This is a genomic window from Streptomyces camponoticapitis (genome assembly GCF_014646115.1).
Taxonomy (GTDB): Bacteria; Actinomycetota; Actinomycetes; order Streptomycetales; family Streptomycetaceae; genus Streptomyces; species Streptomyces camponoticapitis.
In genome coordinates, this window is the sequence record NZ_BMMV01000021.1 from 1 (window position 1) to 16,752 (window position 16,752).

The following is a 16,752-nucleotide window of genomic DNA, read 5'->3' on the forward strand; positions in this document are numbered from 1 at the left end:
CTACCAAGCCATGGTCACCCTCGCCTGCCTACAACTCTGGCTCCCATGACTTTGCGGACAGGCCCTAGGTCCGGCGCCCCCCGCCTGAGTGATCAAGTTCTGGACGCCGTTCGAAGCCAGAAGATCAAGAACAAGCTCAGCCTTGAAGGAACTCGATGAGCATCGGCGCGAGTTTCTTTGGTGCCATGACCACCGCCCCGTGATTGAGCCCCTGGAGCGTGTGATGGTCGGCGTCGGGCAGCACCTCCGTGACCGCTCGCGCGGCGCTCTGGAAGCCGTCCGGGCTCTTGGAGCCGGTCATGACGAGGGTCGGTGCAGTCGCGGGCGACCACATCTCGGCGGTGAGGGGTTTGCCCTGCTGGGTGTCGCCCATGACCGCGATGTCGTAGGGCAGGGTATGGGCCATTTCTTTGAGGTTCGACCACACTCCGGGCATCAGCCGCATCGATCCGACCATGAACGCGGGCATACCTTGGGCCTTGGTCATGAAGGTCTTGACCGCCTCGCTGCGCCGGTTCTCGGCGATCAGACCAGCGATATGCCGTGCGAAGAGTCCTGCGGTGGTCCGAAGTCGCAGGGGGCTACGGCGAAGGGCGGCTCGTAGAGCGCGAGCCGCTCGATGTTCAGGCCGGTAGCGGCGGCGCGCAGGGCGAGTACCGCACCGGACGAACTGCCGAACACCGAGGCAGAACCGCCTGAATGCTCGATCAGCGCCGCGATGTCATCGATCTCGCGCCGCACCGTGTAGTCGGTGTTGTTGCCGCTGGCACCCCGGCCGCGACGGTCATAGTTGACGACGGTGAAGTGCGGGGCGAGGAGGCCGGCGAGTTCTTGGTGTCGGAGCGGTCGGCCAGCGCCGAGGACACCAGGATTACCGTAGGCCCGCTGCCAGACCGCTCAAACGCAGTGGGGGTGCCGTCGCTCGAGACGACCGTCGACTTCACGGTGGCCGCCGACTGGCGAGTTGGTGCCATGCTTTTCTCTCCGCTTCACGTGGAGGTGCCGTACTTCTGATGCAGATGGGACAGCGGCTCGGCGGAAAAATCATCGGTCCCGCAGCATCGAATTCAACCTCGTGCACAGAGCGGCCGTGGCCTCCGTCATCGTGGCGGTCCGCTCCCACCCATCGGGTCTTCTCGTCGTCATCCCCCCGTAGCGTCCGCCGCGGGCACCAGAGCCCGGAACGCGGCCACGGCGTGAGAGGCCACGGCGTGAACGCAGCGCGCGTAGGCGCCTGGGTCGGCATACTCGGTGAAGGGGATACTCAGAAGGGTGCCAGTCCGCCAGAGCCCGGGCCCCTCGTACCACCACTGGGTGGGCATCAGCTCTGCGGCGAACTCTTCGATGTCCGAGGTGGACCACTTCTCCCGGGTCCAGTGGTCGTAGAACCTCTGGGTGCCCAGTTCCGCGAGCTGGTAATCGCCGGACCACGACCGTGCCAGGAACACCCGGTCGGGCAGAAACCACGGGCAGTCCCACTCACCGGCTCCGAGGTGGCCCACGGGAACGCCCCGCGGTGTGCCCATGACCGCGGGGCCGGGCAGCGCCGGCCAGGAGAAGTCGACCCACCAGCCGTTGAGCACCACGCCGGACCCTGCCACGGCTGTCATACCCGGCGTGCCTCTCCTCTCCAGCGCTTGGGCCGTGGCGGTGACCGCCTCGAACACCTCTCGTACGGCGTCGGCGAGGGCCCGCTCGTTGTCGGCGGCCGCGCGCAGCCGCGCCCACCAGGCGCCGACGTCTCCGACGGCAGCGGCCGTCTGCGGCGGGAGTACGGGCGGGTCGTCACCGTCGGCGGCCCGCTGACGCAGCGTCGAGCCACCGTTCAGCGGGCGGTTGGCCAGCTCCTGACGCCACCGCCACGCCAGGAACCGGGCCAGAGCAGTCCGGTGGGCCCGCTGCTGTTCGTCGGCGGCCCGCCGCTGTTTCTCCTGCCGGGCACCGCGCTCCTGCTCAAGCCGCAGTTCGATCAGGTCATGGACCGGCTGGTAGACCGCTGCCGCCGCGCCCACCCGATCTAGGTATCGCTCCTCGGCTCGGTCGTAACGGGCCTGTGCACGCCGACGCACCAGCAGGGGCCAGCGCCGCCATCGCTGTACCAGTTGCCGGTAGCGGTCAAGTTCGTGTCCCGCCGCGGCGGCCTCGTCCACGAAAGCCGCCGCGGCCGCTGCCCAGTTCGCGGTCTCCTCCGATGTGCGCGGAAGGTGCACGTTCCGGTCGATGGTCAGGTGATGGCCCAGCGCTCTCGTCACGTGGTTGTAGCCGTCGCGCCAGTCGAAGTCTGTCTCGTCGGGGATCCAGTACACCGTGATCGCTCCGCCGATGATCCCCACGTCGCTCCACCGCACCCGTAAGACCATGAGCCCATCATTCCCAGGCAGTTGCCTCAGTAGAAGGGGGCCGGCGCGGTTGTCGACGCTCCGTTTCCAGCGGCTTCCTTCTTCGCCGCCGCGGCGGAGCTCGCCGCAGGTGCGGCCGTGGCGGCTTCGGCCCACTTGGAGGTGGCTGCCGCCGCCTGCTGTTCGGCGATCGGCTTGGCGATCTGGCCACGGAGTCACGCGCGGCGGTCGCCGACTTGGTGGCGGCGACCGCGAATCCCGCGGTCTTTGCCGATAAGGAGGCTGTCTTGGTCGCCTCGTCCTTCGCGTCCAATGCTTCCTGATGTGCCTTCAGAGAGGGCGGCTGAGCCTCCTTCGCCGCTTCGGCGCTTCGGCGGTTCTGGCGTTGGCCGAGGCGGCGCGTGCGTTCACCGCGGGTACGGGCCTCGGCTTTGGCAGCGGTACGGGCCTCCGTCGCCGCCTGTCTGGCCCAGTCCGCGGCCTCAAGGGCTTTGGCTGCGCGAAGCGATCGAGTCCTTGCGGCGCTCGGCGGACTCGGCGGCTATGCGCTTCTCGCTCGCCGTCTCGCCGGCTGTCTGGGCGGAGCCAAGCGCTCGCCCCGTGGTCTCCCGTTCGCGGCGCCGGCTTCGGCCCGTGTACTTGCATTCGTTGGCGGCGTCGTCCGCTGTCCACGCCGGTCGCCGACGCCGTTTCCGTGGCCTTCGCCTTCCTGGGCGGCGGCGAAAGATGGCTTGAACACCCGGGCGGACTGCTGCGCGTACACCAGCCCGCGACCCTGCGGGGCCCCGAAACCGGTGGCGATCTCATCGCCGCCTCAGCGATCGACCACCCAACGCGCGTCCGTCGGCCAGGATCCCGTGCCGACGATCTGCTCCACGAGCCTCAGCGCCTCATGGATGGGGACGGTGTCCTCATCCGGGTACTCGTCGTCCTGCCCGTTGGACAGGACGAATCCGTCACTCGATCCCGGAGCCCCGGGATCCACGGCATGTTCGCCGGGATCGCCCTCTTCTTCGAGCAGCATCACCATCGCGCGCTCGGTATTTGTCACGAAGATCATCGACCGCCCGGACGAACTGGTCAGCCAGGTCTCGAGGCGGCCGCTGTCGACCCTCGACCGCAGAGCCTCCAGCACCACCGCGGACGACACAGGCACAGGGCTGTCGTCATTGATCACCCAGGACTCGATCACGAGCACGACGATCTCACGGTCGGAGCCAAGAGACAGTTCCCAGCCGTCAGCGTCGGAGAACGAGGCGGCCCGTGCCGTGTGCCGACCCGTCCGGCTGGTCTTCCTCCCCGGAATCCACTCCCCCGCTGATCGCGACGCCGAATCAGGTCGCCGATGCGGCCGGTCGCACGGCGCCAAGGACGTAGGGGATGCGGGACGAGGAGGTTCTCCACCAGGCACGGTCCCCAGGATCGGGCACCGGAGACGGGCCCTCGCGGCGGGCCGGTCCTCAGTGGTTGATCGGGTGCGAGTGGCGGCCCGTCGTCTCGTCGATCTCCGCGTGCGCCTTCTGCAGAAGCTGCGAGGCCAGGTCTGCCAGGGCACGCGAGCCCGCGATCTCCTCGCCCACCCGCAGTTGCTCCGGGTCGGTCGGGTGACGCAACGCGTAGCCGCGGCCCCTCAGCTCAGAGCCGTCGGCGAGTCTGACCAGTGCCGCAGCGGTGGTGCGGTTGCCCTCCTCGGTGAATTGCAGTTCGACGTGCCATCCCACGAGCGTGGACATGATGAACCACCTCCAAGTCGCCCCCTGTGCCGTGCACCGCATGACACCCTCCATCTCCAGCCTGCGCCCGACCCGGCCCCGGAGCCAGCCGAAGCGGGCCCCGGCGAACGAGCGCGACCCGACGCCGAGCATGACGAGGTCGCCGGAACGTGGCACCGCCCCCGGCTGGTCGTCCTCACATCAGCGCGGCCGTGATGTCCTCCACCGTCGACACCGGCACGAGCGCCGATTCCGCCGGTGTCCGCACGTCGTCGTCGGTGTACCAGCCGGAACCGTGGACCACCACGTCGCGGCCCGGGTCGACCAGCCCGCGGTCGACGGCGTTGCATACGCCGGTCAGCGCCATGACCAGCGACCACTCGCGGAGCGCCCGTGGATCGTCCGGCAGCGGACGGGGGTGGTCCGCGAGCAGTTCTCGCAGCTCCGGGTAGCGTTCGAGGCACTCGCGGCGCGATACCACGATGCCGTCGCCGCCGTGCCTCGCGATGATGGCGTTCATCGCCGGTGAGGTGGCCGGGCGGTGGGTGTAGAAGGTCGGGTCGAGGATCTCGTCCACCTCGTCGGCGACGCCCGGGAAGTGCGGGTCGGCCTTCTGCCGCCACAGTCCGTCGCCGTCGCGGTCGTAGCCCGGCAGTCCGGTCCGGTCGAAGCTGCCCCTGCGCAGGCTGAGCACCATGTCCGGGGTCCCCAGGTGCTGGACGAGGAGGCTCGCCGGGCGGCTCGCCGCACGTGCCGCGCCGGCGGCCTCCAGCACGTCCCGGCCCGCGTGGTACCCGAGCAGTCCGAACGCGCTCGACACGGCGTGTGCGTGCAGCCGCGGCCCGGCGGCGTCGGTCGGATCCACGTCCTGCTCGAAAAAGGCCCGTGCGGTGTCGGCCACGAGGTAGTTGCGCAGGTCCAGCGAGAACCAGAGGTTCACGCCATGGCGCCGTTTGAGGTCCGCCGCGTACGCGTCGGTGAACTGCCGGGCCAGCGCCTTGACGTCCTCGGCTCGCTCGCCGTCGTACACCATCAACGGGTTGCGGGCCCGCAGTTCAGCGTCGTCGGTCAGGCTTCCGGCCCGTAGCTTGGACCGGCCGGAGGCCGGGGCCAGCGTGGCGATCCGCAGCTGGTCGGGTGTGGCCAGCCCGGCGGCCAGTGCCCGCGCGACGGCGTCGCGCAGCGCTGTCCCCTTGTTCGCCGAGGTGGGCGTGAAGATCATGACCGTTTCGCCCGTACGGCGGATGTACTCCACGGCGCGGGCGACGATCAGCAGGGAGGGGAAGGTCTTGGTGGTGTGTGTGCCGGGGTTGCCGGCCAGGTCCAGCAGGACCAGCCGGTGGCCGGCGTACGTGCCCAGTTCCCGCCACTGTGCGCGGGCCGGCTCGAAGAAGCCGCGGACGGCGGCGTCCGGTTCCGGCAGCGCGAAGCCGGGGGAGAACGCGCCGGGTCCGGTGACCGGCGCCGGGTCGTCGACCAGGGCCGCGACGGCCTGCGGCAACCGTTCGTAGTAGTCGAGGATCAGGTTGCGCTCGGCGACGAGTGCGGTGGTCATGCGGGTCCTCCCCGGTCTGCTGCCCGACGGGCCGGCGGATCGATCCAGTGCCGCCGGCGCCGGAACGGGTAGGCGGGCAGCGTGCAGACCCGTCCCGGGCGGTCCTTGAGGTAACTCGTCCAGTCGGTGTCCTCACCGCGCAGCCAGGAGTCGGCGACCGCGTGCAGCTCCGGTCCGGCCTCGTCCGGCAGCGGTGGCCCGGCCTGCGGTCCCGCCGCGGCCCGGCGCAGCGTCGCGGCCGCCTCGGCGGGCTCGCGGGCGGCGATCGCCGCCCGGTACGGCAGGACCCGGCGGCCCGCGGCCAGGGTGTAGGCGACATCTGCCAGGCGCAGGCCGGGGCCGGCGGTCTCCAGGTGCCCGGCCAGCCGTCGGCAGGCCTCGGAGAGGGCCGCCGGGGTGTGCGCGGAGAGCGGCAGCAGCTGCCAGCCGGCCGCCGGTGCCGGAGCGGGCGGGTCGGCCTGCTCCAGCACCACGTGTGCGTTACTGCCGCCCAGCCCGAACGAGCTCACCCCGGCCAGTCGGCTGCCTCCGTGCGGCCAGGGCCGCAGCGTCCGCGGCACGGTGAACGGCCCGGTTTCGAGCCCGAGTTCCGGGTGGGGCTCGCGGAACTGCACATGGGCGGGGACGCTGCCCTCGCCGACGGCGCGGACGGCGGCCACCAGTCCGGCGATGCCCGACGCCGCGTCGAGGTTGCCGATGTTGGCCTTGACGGTGCCGAGCGCGCAGGACCCGGCGGGGGACGCGCCGGCCGCCCGCCAGACCTGGTGCAGGGCGGCGAGTTCTATGGCGTCGCCGAGGACCGTGGCGCTGCCGTGCGCCTCCAGATAGCCGAGCTCGTGCGGGCTCACCTCGGCGCGGGCGAGTGCCTCGGCGACCACCGCGGCCTGCCCGTCCTCCCCCGGCGCCGCGAAACCGGCGCGGTGGGCGCCGTCGTTGTTCACCGCCCAGCCGCACAGCACGGCGTGCACGCGGTCGCGGTCCGGGTCGACATCGGCGTAGCGCTTGAGGACCACCGCGGCGGCACCGGTGCCGTACCCGGTGCCGGCGGCCGCCGCGTCGAAGGCCCGGCAGCGCCCGTCCGGTGAGACCAGCCCCTCGGGCGTGTGCCGGTGGCGCGGCAGCGAGACGCTCGCACCGCCGGCGACGGCGAGGTCGCAGCCGTAGTCGACGAGGCTCTGCGCCGCGACGCAGACGGCCGTGAGCGAGCTGGAGCACGCGGTCTGGACGGCCATGGCCGGCCCGCGCAGGCCGAGGCGGTACGCCACCTGCGCGGGCAGGTAGTCGGCGCCGGGCCGGGTGGCGAGCTGCGCCTCCCAGTCGTCCGGGCCGCCCTCCGAGGCCGCGGGGTTGCCGAGCAGGTGGAAGAGGAAGTACCGGTTGGTGGAGATGCCGGTGAAGACCCCGACATCGCCGTCGTGCCGCGACGGATCGCAGCCGGCGTCCTCCAGCGCCTCCCAGGCCGACTCGAGGAACAACCGGTGCTGCGGGTCGAGCAGCGCGGCGTCACGGGCGTCGAAGCCGAACAGTTCCGCGTCGAACCCGGCGATGCCGTCGAGCGCCCCGCCGGGCAGCACCCCGCCCGAGCGCACCAGCGCCGGGTCCTCCAGTAGCCCTGGGCCGATGCCGAGTTGCCGCAGTTCGGCCTCGGTGTAGTCGTGGACGGCGTCGACGCCGTCGCGCAGCAGCCGCCAGAGTTCCGGCACGCTGTCCGCGCCGGGGAACCGGCCGGCGAGGCCGACGACGGCGATGCGGTCGTCGTACTCGCTCACTACCGCCCCTTCCCTTCACGGCGGGTCCGGCGCGCGGCCCGTTCGGAGACCCGGCGCAGGGCGGGCGCAGTGGGGCGAACGGCGTCGGGAAGGGAGTCGGGAGTGGCGTCGCCGTCGAGGTGGCGGGCCAGCGCGGCGACGGTCGGATGGCGGAACATGTCCAGCAGCGGCACTGGTACACCGAGGCTGTCCCGCAGCAGCCGATGCACATCGGCGAGCAGGAGCGAATTGCCGCCCAGGTCGAAGAAGTTGGCGTCGGTGACGACTGCCGGTGTTTCGAGGGCCGTGCACCACGCCCGGGCTATCGCCTCCTCGGTGGCGGTACGCGGCGCCGGGCCCTGTGCCGCTGGCCGGGGTGCCCGCGGGGCGGGAAGTGCCCGGGTGTCCACCTTGCCGGTGCTGGTCAGCGGGAGAGCGTCGAGGACGGTCAGCAGGCGGGGCACCAGATGCTCGGGCACCCGGGCCGACAGCCGGCGGCGCAGTTCCCCGGGGTCGAGCGTGGTGCCCGCGACGGGCTGCACATGACCCAGCAGTTCGGTGCGGCCGGAGCCGTCGGTCCGGGCGACGGCCACCGCTCGCAGCACGCCGGGCAGTGCCGCGAGGTGGTACTCGACCTCGCCGAGTTCGACGCGGATGCCGCGGATCTTCACCTGGCGGTCCAGCCTGCCCAGATATGCCAGCCTGCCGTCCGGCAGCCGGCGGCCCAGATCGCCGGTGCGGTAGCTCGACATGCCGCCTCCGGTGCCTCCGGTGCCTCCGTCGCGGCCGAACCGGTCGGCGGTCAGCTCGGGCGCCTGCCAGTAGCCGGGTGCGACGTACGGGCTGTGGATGACGATCTCCCCTTCGTCGGAGGAGGGTTCGCCCGCGGGGCCGAGGAGCGAGACGACGTAGCCGGCCAGCGGGTAGCCGATGGGCAGGACGTCGTGCTCCAGCACGGCGTCCGGCGGTAGGTGGTCCTGAACGGCGAAGCTGGCCTCGGTGGCCCCGTACCCGTTGACGAACACGCAGTCCGGCGCGAAGTGCGCGCGGCAGAGCAACGCGTCGTGCCGGGTCACGGTTTCGCCGCCGAGCACCACCGCGCGGACCGTGTCCAGGCGTCGTCCCCCGAGCGCGTCGACCAGGTAGCGGTACACCGTCGGTGTGGAGTGGAAGACGGTCACGCCCCGGTCGGCCAGGGCCTGTGCGAGATGGGCCGGGCCGTGCCGCCGCACATCCACGACGACGGCGGTCGCCCCGGCGAGCAGCGCCGCGAAGGTGTCGGTCACCGCCATGTCGAAACTGAAGGAGGACACCACGCTCAGCCCGTCCGCGGGTGTGATGCGGAAGTTCGCGAGGTGGTTGGCGACTCCGTGCAGCACGTTGCGGTGCGTCTGCGGCACGCCCTTGGGCCGACCCGTGGACCCGGAGGTGCAGAGCAGATAGGCCAGGTCGTCGGGCTGGACCGAGCGGTCGGCGGGGCCGGTCGGCTGCTCGTCGGGGAGGGCCTGCGGTCCGGCGGTGCGGGTCGGCGCCGGCGGCGGCACCACGCGCAGCGATTCGGCCCGGAGCCGGTCCGCCGGGCAGGCGCCGTCCGCTATCACGATGTCGATGCCGGCGAGCGCGACGAGCTGCGCCAGGCGGGGTACGGGATGGGCCGGGTTCAGCGGTACGTAGCAGCCGCCGGCGAACAGAACGCCGAGGATCGCGGCCACGGTCTCGGGCGAGTGGTCCAGCAGGATGCCGACGCGGTCACCGTGCCGGAGGCCGGCGGCGCGGAGTGCGGCGGCCGTCCGGTTGGCGGCGTCCGCGAGCATGCGGTACGTCCACGGTTCGCCCTCGCCGACCACCGCCACGGCGTCGGGCCGCCGGGCGGCCTGTGCGGCGAACGCGGCCGGGATCGTCCCATGGTCGCCGAGCGGCCGGTACCCGTTCCCCGGGCGGTGCAGGTCGGCGAAGGGTACCGGCGGTGCCACGGCGGGGTACGGAGGAGGCGGTACCGCGTCCGATCCCGGAAGAGACGATGTCCCCTCCGGTTCCGGATCCGGCCGCCGGTCGTGCGGAGTCGTCGCGGTCACCTGGCCCCACCGTTCCCTTCCGGTCCGGCGGAGACCCCCGCCGGTGTACGGCGCAGGCGCTCGCGCAGCGCGAGCAGTCTGCGGCAGACCTCCGGGGTCCGGTCGGCCGGGAAGTCCGCGTTCTCCCACCCCGGTTCGGCCTCCCTGAGCGCCGCCGCCGCGGGCGGGGCGAAGCTGACCCGCCCGCCCTCGACGACGATCCCGTCGGCGTACGACCACCGCTGGTTGGCGGCGACCGCCTCGGCCCGGCTCAGTCCGGCCGGCAGCCGCAGGGTGACGCGGCCGTCGCTGATCCTCACGGGGTAGCCGCCGGGCAGCCCGGCCACGCCCGGCAGGCTGGTGTCCAGTTCGGTGCGGTTCGCCAGCGCGTCGATCAGCATGGCCCCCGCCTGTCCGGTCACCTGGTTGAGGGCCGAGCGGTCGCAGGCCCGCTGACCGGCCAGCGCCTCGGTGACCCCGTTCAGCGGCTCGTCGTCCAGCCAGCCGAGCGCCTCGCCCGCCGGGCCGGGCGGGTTCAGATGCAGATGGTGGCCGACCAGCCGCAGCCGGCGCTGGTCGGGCAGCCCGAGCCGGGCCTGCAGACTCGCGGCCAGCAGCGCGACGTTGCCGATGCCGCACAGCACCGGCACCCTCAGGGCGGCCAGCACCGGGTTGACCGCGTCCGGGAAACAGGCGTTGACGAACCAGGAGCCGCACTCGGCCGCCGCGCGGCCGGCCACCACGGCGAGATCCGCCTGAAGCGGGAGCGTCACCCCGAAGCCGGCGCGTCCGACGAGCGCGGTCCAGGCTGAGGGCGCCGCACGGCGCTCCCACGGCGACTGGTGGGAAGCGCACAGCAGCACGCCGTCCGGCGCCTCCTGACGGATCAGCTCGGGCAGCGCGGCCCGCATGTCCGGCCCGGTCGTCAAGGCCCGGAAGCGCACGTCGCGACCGGCCAACGCGGCTCGTGTGGACGCCAGTTGGCACAATTCTCCGGCGCTGTCCCCGCGGGCGGCCACGACCACCCGCAGCGGCGGGCCGGCGGTTGTCGCCAGGGCGGCGCAGACGGAGGCGGCCAGAGACCCGCTGCCGACCACCACGACCCTGGGCACCGTCATCGCGTCCGGGCCGGCGCGTGCGGTCTCGCGGTCACAAAAGTGATCTTCGGTATCGGCACCGCTGGATAGTAACGCCTGATCGCCCGGGTGAGAGGGCTCCGCGACAAGGTATTCGAACCCTTCCCAAGCACCGACGCCGTGGCTAGCATGCCCACTCAGTACGAGATCAACTAAGCCCTTTCCGGCCGGTGTTCCTGCGGCGGTGTGGTGTCGGCGGCCAACTACCGTGCACCGGTGGGGCGTTTTCCGGGGGGAGCTTGGCTTGAGGGTTTCGCCGTTGTCCGCGCCGGCCGTGTACGGCAGTGGCGAGGAGCCGGTCGAGCTGGCCGAACTGCCCGGAACCCCCTGGCGGGTGTGGCGCGACACCGTCCTGCGCTCCACCGGGTTCCCCGCCGAGGGACTGAACCTGTTCGCCTCCGCCTCGGCCGCCTCCGCCGCCGAGGCCCGCCTCGCGGGAGACATCGACGAGGACGCCTACCGCGCGGCCTTCGGGAAGGCCGCCTCCGCCGTCGGCGCCCGGCTGTACGAGATAGCGGGCGATCCGCTCTTCCGCGAGGCGATCACCTGGCAGAACCCCGGCCTGCTGGCGTCCCTGGACGGGCTGCGCGCGTCCGGCCCCAACGCCCCGCCGGACCGCAAGACCCGCCGCCGACAGGTGGTGGTGGCCCGCTACTGGCAGCGCTACTGCGCCAAGAACGACAGCATCGGCTTCTTCGGCCCGGTGTGCTGGGGCCGGCTGACCGACGACGACGCCGTGGTGACGGCCCGACCGGGCCCCGCCCTGATGACCGGGCGTCAGGTGTACTTCGAGTGGTGGGCGCTGGCGGCGTTCGCCGACCGGCTGGCCTCCGACCCGCGCTTCCGGCCGCATCTGCCGGTGGCGCTGCAGCCCCAACTCTCCGTACGAGAAGGGATGCTGCACCGCCCGGTGGCCCCGGCCACGGAGCTCACCCGCGCCGAGGCGGCGCTGCTCTCCCGGCTGTCCATGCCGCGCCCGGCGGCCGCCCTGGTGGCCGAACTCGTCGCGGACGACGGCAATCCCGTCCGCCGCGACGCGGACGGGTTCATGCTGCTGGAGCGGCTCAGCGAGCGCGGCGTGCTGCGCTGGGGCATCGACCTGCCGCTGAATCTCACCGCCGAACCGATCCTGGCCGCGGCCATCGAAGCGATCGGCGATCCGGCCGCCCGCGAGGCCGCCCGCGAGGAGTTCGGCCGGCTGGACGCCGCCCGCGCCGAACTGGCCGTCGCGGCGGGCGACTCCGCCGCCGTGCACGCCGCGACGGTCCGGCTGGACGAGGTCTTCACCGAGCTGACCGGGCTGGACAGCCGTCGCAGGGCCGGGCAGACGTACGCGGGACGCACGCTGTGCCACGAGGACACCGACCGCGACCTGGAGCTCTCGTTCGGCCGGCCGCTGCTGGCGGAGCTGGCGCCCGCACTCCACGTACTTCTCACGGCGGCGCGCTGGCTCAGCCACACCCTGGCGTCCGCGTACCGGCAGGCGCTGCGGGAGGTCTACGCCGAGCTGTGCGCCGACCTCGGCACCCGGGACGTGCCGCTGGGCGATCTGCGCTATCTCGCCCACGGCCTCTTCTTCGGCACCGCCCGACGGCCGGTCGACGACGTGGTGGCCGCCTTCGCCGACCGGTGGGCCGAGCTGACGGGCGGTACGGAGCCGGCACCGGGCACCCACCGGGTGCGACTGCGCTCGGAGGAGCTGTCCGCCCGCGCCGCCGACCTGTTCGACGCGCCGGGGCCCGGCTGGTCCACCGCCCGTATCCACAGCCCCGACCTGCAGATCGTCGCACCCAGCGTGAAGAAGCTGGCCGCCGGTGACTACACGGTGGTACTCGGCGAGCTGCACGCGGCCTATCTGACGCTCTGCACCGGTGTGTTCAGCCGTGCCCACCCCCGGCCGGGCGCCCTGCGGGCCGCGATCGACCGGGATCTCGGGACGAACCGGGTGCAACTGCTGCTGCCCGACGACTTCCCCCGGATGACCGCCCGGGTCGCCGACCTGCTGTGGTCGCCGGACAACTGGCAGCTCGGCTTCGTTCCGGCACCCGGCGCCGAGCACTCCCGGCTGCTACCGGTCACCGCGCTGACGGTGACCGAGCGGGACGGCGACCTGGTGGCCCGGCACACCGACGGACAGGAGTGGCCGCTGCTGGAGGTGTTCGCCGACTTCCTGTCCATGCACACGGCCGACGCGTTCAAGCTGGTCGCGGCCGGCGCGCACACCCCTCGGGTGACGATCGACCGGCTTGTCGTGGAGCGCGAGACCTGGCGGTGCACGGTCGGGTCGACCGGTTTGGCCACCGCCAAGGGCTACGCACAGCGGTATCTCGCGGCCCGGCGCTGGGCGGCGGAACTCGGTCTGCCGGACCGGGTGTTCATCCGCCTCGGCACCGAACTCAAGCCCACCTACGCGGATCTGACCAGCCCGCCGCTGGTGCTCTCGCTCGTCTCCATGATGCGCGGCGCCTGGCTGGACGGCGGAGCCGACGTCGAGGTGGTGGTCACGGAGGCGCTGCCGCTCCCCGAGGACACCTGGGTGCCGGACGCCGCGGGCCGCACCTACTACTCGGAGCTGCGCATGCAGATCCTTGATCCGCTCGTGCCACCGCACACCAAGGGGGGCACCGATGACTGAGGCCGTGCCCGAAGACTGGGGCAGGGGGGAATCGCTCGCGGCGGAAGCGCCGACCGTGCCGGCGGCAGTCCTGGCGGCGGCACAGCGGCGCCCCGGCGCGATCGCGGTGCGGCAGGGCCGCCGTACGGTGACCTACGCCGAACTGGTCGCCTCGGCCGGCGGACTCGCCCGGACGCTGCGTGGCCTCGGCGTCGGCCCCGAGGCCACGGTCGGGGTGTGCGGGCGGCGCCGGCCGCACACCGTCGCGGCGATGCTGGGCGTCATGCTCGCGGGCGGTGCCTATGTGCCGCTGGACCCGACGCACCCGCGCGACCGGCTGCGGGCCGTACTCGACGACGCCGGTGTGGAGCTGACGGTCGTCGACGCCGAGGGCCGCGCGTTGCTCGCCGACGCCGCGCCGGACCGGCTGTTCGTGAACGCGCCGGCCCTCGGCGCGGACGCCCCGGCCGAACCGGGACCGGACCAGGCGTCCCCGGCCGACGGCCCGGTCCCACCGGACCACCCGTCCTTGAAAACGCTGTCGCCGGACAACCCGGCGTACGTGATGTACACCTCCGGGTCGACCGGCGCCCCGAAGGGCGTGGTGGTCACCCATCGCAGCGTGACGGCGTTTTTGACGGCCTCCGCACACCGACTCGGGATCGGTAGGGACACGACAGCCCTGGCCACCGCCTCCTTCGGCTTCGACGTGAGCGTCCTGGAGATCTTCACCACGCTGGCCGTCGGCGGCACCGTCGCCCTGGTGCCGGAGGCCGACCGCCGCTCCCCGGACCGGCTCGGCCGCTTCGCCGCCGCTCACCGGGTCACCTGGGCCGCCCCACCGGTGTCGATGCTGCCCCTGCTGGACCCGGCCGATTTCCCCGAACTGCGGGTGCTCGTGGCCACCGCCGAACCGGTGGCGCCCGATCAGGTACGGCGCTGGGCGGGCACCGCCGAGGCGCCGAGGCTGCGCTTCGTCAACGCCTACGGCCCGACCGAGACCACCGTCGAGGCCACCGCCCAGGACGCCGTCGGCGACTGGACCCGGCCGGTCCCGATGGGCCGCCCGCTGCCGAACCTGCGGGTGTACGTGGTGGACGAGGCGCTGCGCCCGGTGCCGGTCGGCACGGCGGGCGAGCTGCTGGTCGGCGGCGCCGGTCTCGCCCGTGGCTATCTCGGACGGCCGGGGCTGACCGCGCAGCGGTTCGTCGCCGACCCCTTCTCGGGGTCGGGCGGGCGGCTCTACCGGACGGGCGACCTGGCGGCCTGGGAACCGGATGGAGCCCTGCGCTACCTCTGCCGCGCCGACCGGCAGCTCAAGGTCCGCGGTCACCGCGTCGAGCCCGGGGAGGTGGAGGCTACCCTGGCCGGCCACCCCGGGGTCCGTCAGGCGTTCGTCGACCTGGTCCCGACCACGGCCGGCCCGGTGCTGACCGCGTTCCTGACGCCCGCGCGCGCTCCGTCCGACGCGGCCCTGCGCGAGCACTGCGCCCAGTTGCTGCCGGCAGCCATGGTGCCCGCGCGTTTCGTCCGGCTCGACGCGCTGCCGCGCAACACGTCCGGCAAGACGGACCGGGCGGCGCTGCACGAACTGATGTCACCGGCCACGGCGGAACCCGGCGGCGGCTGGCAGCCGGAGAGCGAGGAGGCGGCCGTGGTCGCCCGTGCCTGGGCCGACGTGCTGGGCGTACCGGTGCGCTCCGGTGAGGACACCTTCTTCGACGCCGGCGGCCACTCCCTCGGCGCGATGCGACTGGTCGCCCGGTTGCGGGCCGACCTGGACCGGGACGTACGGATCGAGGACGTCCTGCGCGCCCGTACGGTCGACGGTCTCGCCGCCGCCCTGGTCACCGCCGCGCCGACCGGTCCGGAGCTGACGCGCGGCAACCCGCCGGCGCTGTCGGCCGCGCAACGACGGCTCTGGTTCCTCGACCAGCTCACGGTGGAGAGCGGGGCGTACAACATCGCGCTGGCACAGCGGCTGCGTGGCCCGCTGGACCCTGCGGTGCTCGCGTCCGCCCTGGCCGAGGTGGCCCGGCGGCACGAGGTGCTGCGCTGGCGGATACCCACCGTCGACGGGGCTCCGGCCGTGGTGATCGACCCCGCCGGTGATGTCCCCCTGCCCGTCACCGATCTGACGGCGCTGCAGCCGGCGGAGCGGGCCGACGCCCTGGCGGCGTCGCTCACGGAGGTTGCCGGGGCCCGCTTCGACCTGGCCGCCGACCGGCTCTGGCGGGCCCGTCTGTTCCTGGTGGGCGAGGACGAGCACGTGCTGGCCTTCACCGCCCACCACGCCGTCTTCGACGGCTGGTCGCAGGGGCTGTTCCTGCACGACCTGGGCGCGGCGTACGCCCGGGGCGCGGCGCCGCTGCCACCGGCGGCGGCCTCGTTCGCCGACTACGTGGCCTGGCGGGCGGACCGGGCGGACCGTCGCGCGGAGAGCGATCTGGGCTGGTGGCTGGAGCATCTGGAGGGCGTACCGCCCGTGCTGGAACTCCCCGGCGACCGGCCCCGTCCTTCCGAACAGACCTTCCGGGGCGGGCGCGTGGAGACGCTTCTCGGGGCCGGGACCACCGCGGCGGTGCACGCGCTGGCCCGTGACTGCGGGGCCACGCCTTCTGCGGTACTGCTGGCCGTCCTCGGCCAGCTCGCCGGTCGGCTCGCCGGGCGCGACGACCTGGTCGTCGGCACACCCGCGGTGGACCGCCGGCACCCCGCGTTCCTTGATCTGGTGGGCTTCTTCATCGAGGTGGTGCCGCTTCGGTTGCGCCCGGCCGGCGACCGGAGCTTCCGGGACGAGGTGCGAGGCACCCGGGAGGAGTTGCTCGACGCGTTGGCCCACCCCGAGGCACCGGTCGAGCGGCTGGTGGAGGCATTGCGGCTGCCCCGCGACGCGTCGCGCCAGCCGCTGGTCCAGGTCCTGTTCAACGCCTACAACTTCCCGCAGCCACAGCTCGAACTGCCCGGACTCGATGTCACGGCGGAGCCCGTACCGGTGCCCGGGGCGCCGTTCGACCTGACCGTCTACGCCGCCGAGGCCGACGGGCGCTACCGGATCGAACTCGTCCACAACACCGACCGTTTCACCACCACCCGCGCGGAGCGGCTGCTCGCCGCCTACGTCCATCTGCTGGAACGTTTCCTCGAAGCGCCGGACCGCCCGGCCGGGGAGACCGGTCTCGCCCCGTACGCCGATCTGTTCGAGGACGCGACCGCGGGGCCCGCGCCGGCCGGGCCACCGGCCCTCCCGGCGCTCCCCGCACCGGGCGGAGCCACCGAGGCGGCCCTGCTGGCCGTCTGGCGGCAGGTCCTGGAGCGCGACGACATCGCGGCCACCGACAACTTCTTCGATGCCGGTGGCACGTCACTCCTGCTCGTCACCGTGCGGCAGCGGCTGGAGGAGGTACTCGGCCGACAGCTGAGGGTCGTGGACCTGTTCCACCACCCGAACGCCCGCGCGCTCGCCGCCCATCTCGACGGTGCCGCACCGGCGGCCGGTGCGGACCGGGGCGCGGACCGGGGCCGGGCGCGCCGCGGCCGCGCCCTGTCCCGCGCCGCCCGTCGGCGCGGGCCCAACTGATCAGCACCGCCCGG

The 16,752-nt window shown here is 73.1% G+C and carries 9 protein-coding genes and 1 pseudogene; 2 read left to right on the forward strand and 8 right to left on the reverse strand.

Annotated elements, in window-relative coordinates; genetic code table 11:
* Positions 1-136: 136 nt before the first annotated feature.
* The 8 genes and pseudogenes from IEY79_RS27065 to IEY79_RS27100 all read right to left on the reverse strand — a co-directional run bounded on the left by IEY79_RS27065 (position 137) and on the right by IEY79_RS27100 (position 10,526).
* A pseudogene (locus IEY79_RS27065) lies at positions 137-974 on the reverse strand (alpha/beta fold hydrolase).
* A gap of 168 nt (positions 975-1,142) precedes the next feature.
* Positions 1,143-2,360, reverse strand: coding sequence for a hypothetical protein (locus tag IEY79_RS27070; protein ID WP_189110246.1), 1,218 nt, complete (start codon positions 2,358-2,360; stop codon positions 1,143-1,145).
* A gap of 793 nt (positions 2,361-3,153) precedes the next feature.
* Entirely contained in the window at positions 3,154-3,537 is a 384-nt protein-coding gene (locus IEY79_RS27075) for a hypothetical protein (protein ID WP_229701160.1), read from the reverse strand.
* A 262-nt stretch (positions 3,538-3,799) separates the two neighbouring features.
* A complete protein-coding gene (locus IEY79_RS27080; protein WP_189110247.1) occupies positions 3,800-4,072 on the reverse strand; it encodes a DUF1876 domain-containing protein in 273 nt (90 codons plus the stop codon).
* Between the two features lie 175 nt (positions 4,073-4,247).
* Positions 4,248-5,606: a DUF6002 family protein gene (locus IEY79_RS27085; RefSeq protein ID WP_189110248.1), complete on the reverse strand. Its 1,359-nt coding sequence runs from the start codon at positions 5,604-5,606 to the stop codon at positions 4,248-4,250.
* A complete protein-coding gene (locus tag IEY79_RS27090) occupies positions 5,603-7,375 on the reverse strand; it encodes a beta-ketoacyl synthase N-terminal-like domain-containing protein (RefSeq protein WP_189110249.1) in 1,773 nt (590 codons plus the stop codon). Before IEY79_RS27090 ends, IEY79_RS27085 begins: the two co-directional genes overlap by 4 nt.
* Entirely contained in the window at positions 7,375-9,327 is a 1,953-nt protein-coding gene (locus IEY79_RS27095; protein WP_189110250.1) for a non-ribosomal peptide synthetase, read from the reverse strand. Before IEY79_RS27095 ends, IEY79_RS27090 begins: the two co-directional genes overlap by 1 nt.
* A gap of 98 nt (positions 9,328-9,425) precedes the next feature.
* Positions 9,426-10,526: a potassium transporter TrkA gene (locus tag IEY79_RS27100; RefSeq protein WP_189110251.1), complete on the reverse strand. Its 1,101-nt coding sequence runs from the start codon at positions 10,524-10,526 to the stop codon at positions 9,426-9,428.
* Between the two features lie 262 nt (positions 10,527-10,788).
* On the opposite strand from IEY79_RS27100, the gene IEY79_RS27105 reads away from it, so the two are divergent.
* Together IEY79_RS27105 and IEY79_RS27110 are read left to right on the forward strand one after the other, a co-directional pair.
* Complete coding sequence (locus tag IEY79_RS27105) at positions 10,789-13,179, forward strand: lantibiotic dehydratase (protein ID WP_229701161.1); 2,391 nt, start codon at positions 10,789-10,791, stop codon at positions 13,177-13,179.
* Entirely contained in the window at positions 13,172-16,738 is a 3,567-nt protein-coding gene (locus IEY79_RS27110; RefSeq protein WP_189110252.1) for a non-ribosomal peptide synthetase, read from the forward strand. The genes IEY79_RS27105 and IEY79_RS27110 overlap by 8 nt, the downstream gene beginning before the upstream one ends.
* The last annotated feature ends 14 nt before the right edge of the window (positions 16,739-16,752 follow it).

Bases quoted from the DNA above. Each gene is read 5' to 3' on its own strand.
- IEY79_RS27070 (WP_189110246.1), bottom strand. From the start codon at position 2,360: ATGGTCTTACGGGTGCGGTGGAGCGACGTGGGGATCATCGGCGGAGCG.
- IEY79_RS27080 (WP_189110247.1), bottom strand. From the start codon at position 4,072: ATGTCCACGCTCGTGGGATGGCACGTCGAACTGCAATTCACCGAGGAG.
- IEY79_RS27085 (WP_189110248.1), bottom strand. From the start codon at position 5,606: ATGACCACCGCACTCGTCGCCGAGCGCAACCTGATCCTCGACTACTAC.
- IEY79_RS27100 (WP_189110251.1), bottom strand. From the start codon at position 10,526: ATGACGGTGCCCAGGGTCGTGGTGGTCGGCAGCGGGTCTCTGGCCGCC.
- IEY79_RS27110 (WP_189110252.1), top strand. From the start codon at position 13,172: ATGACTGAGGCCGTGCCCGAAGACTGGGGCAGGGGGGAATCGCTCGCG.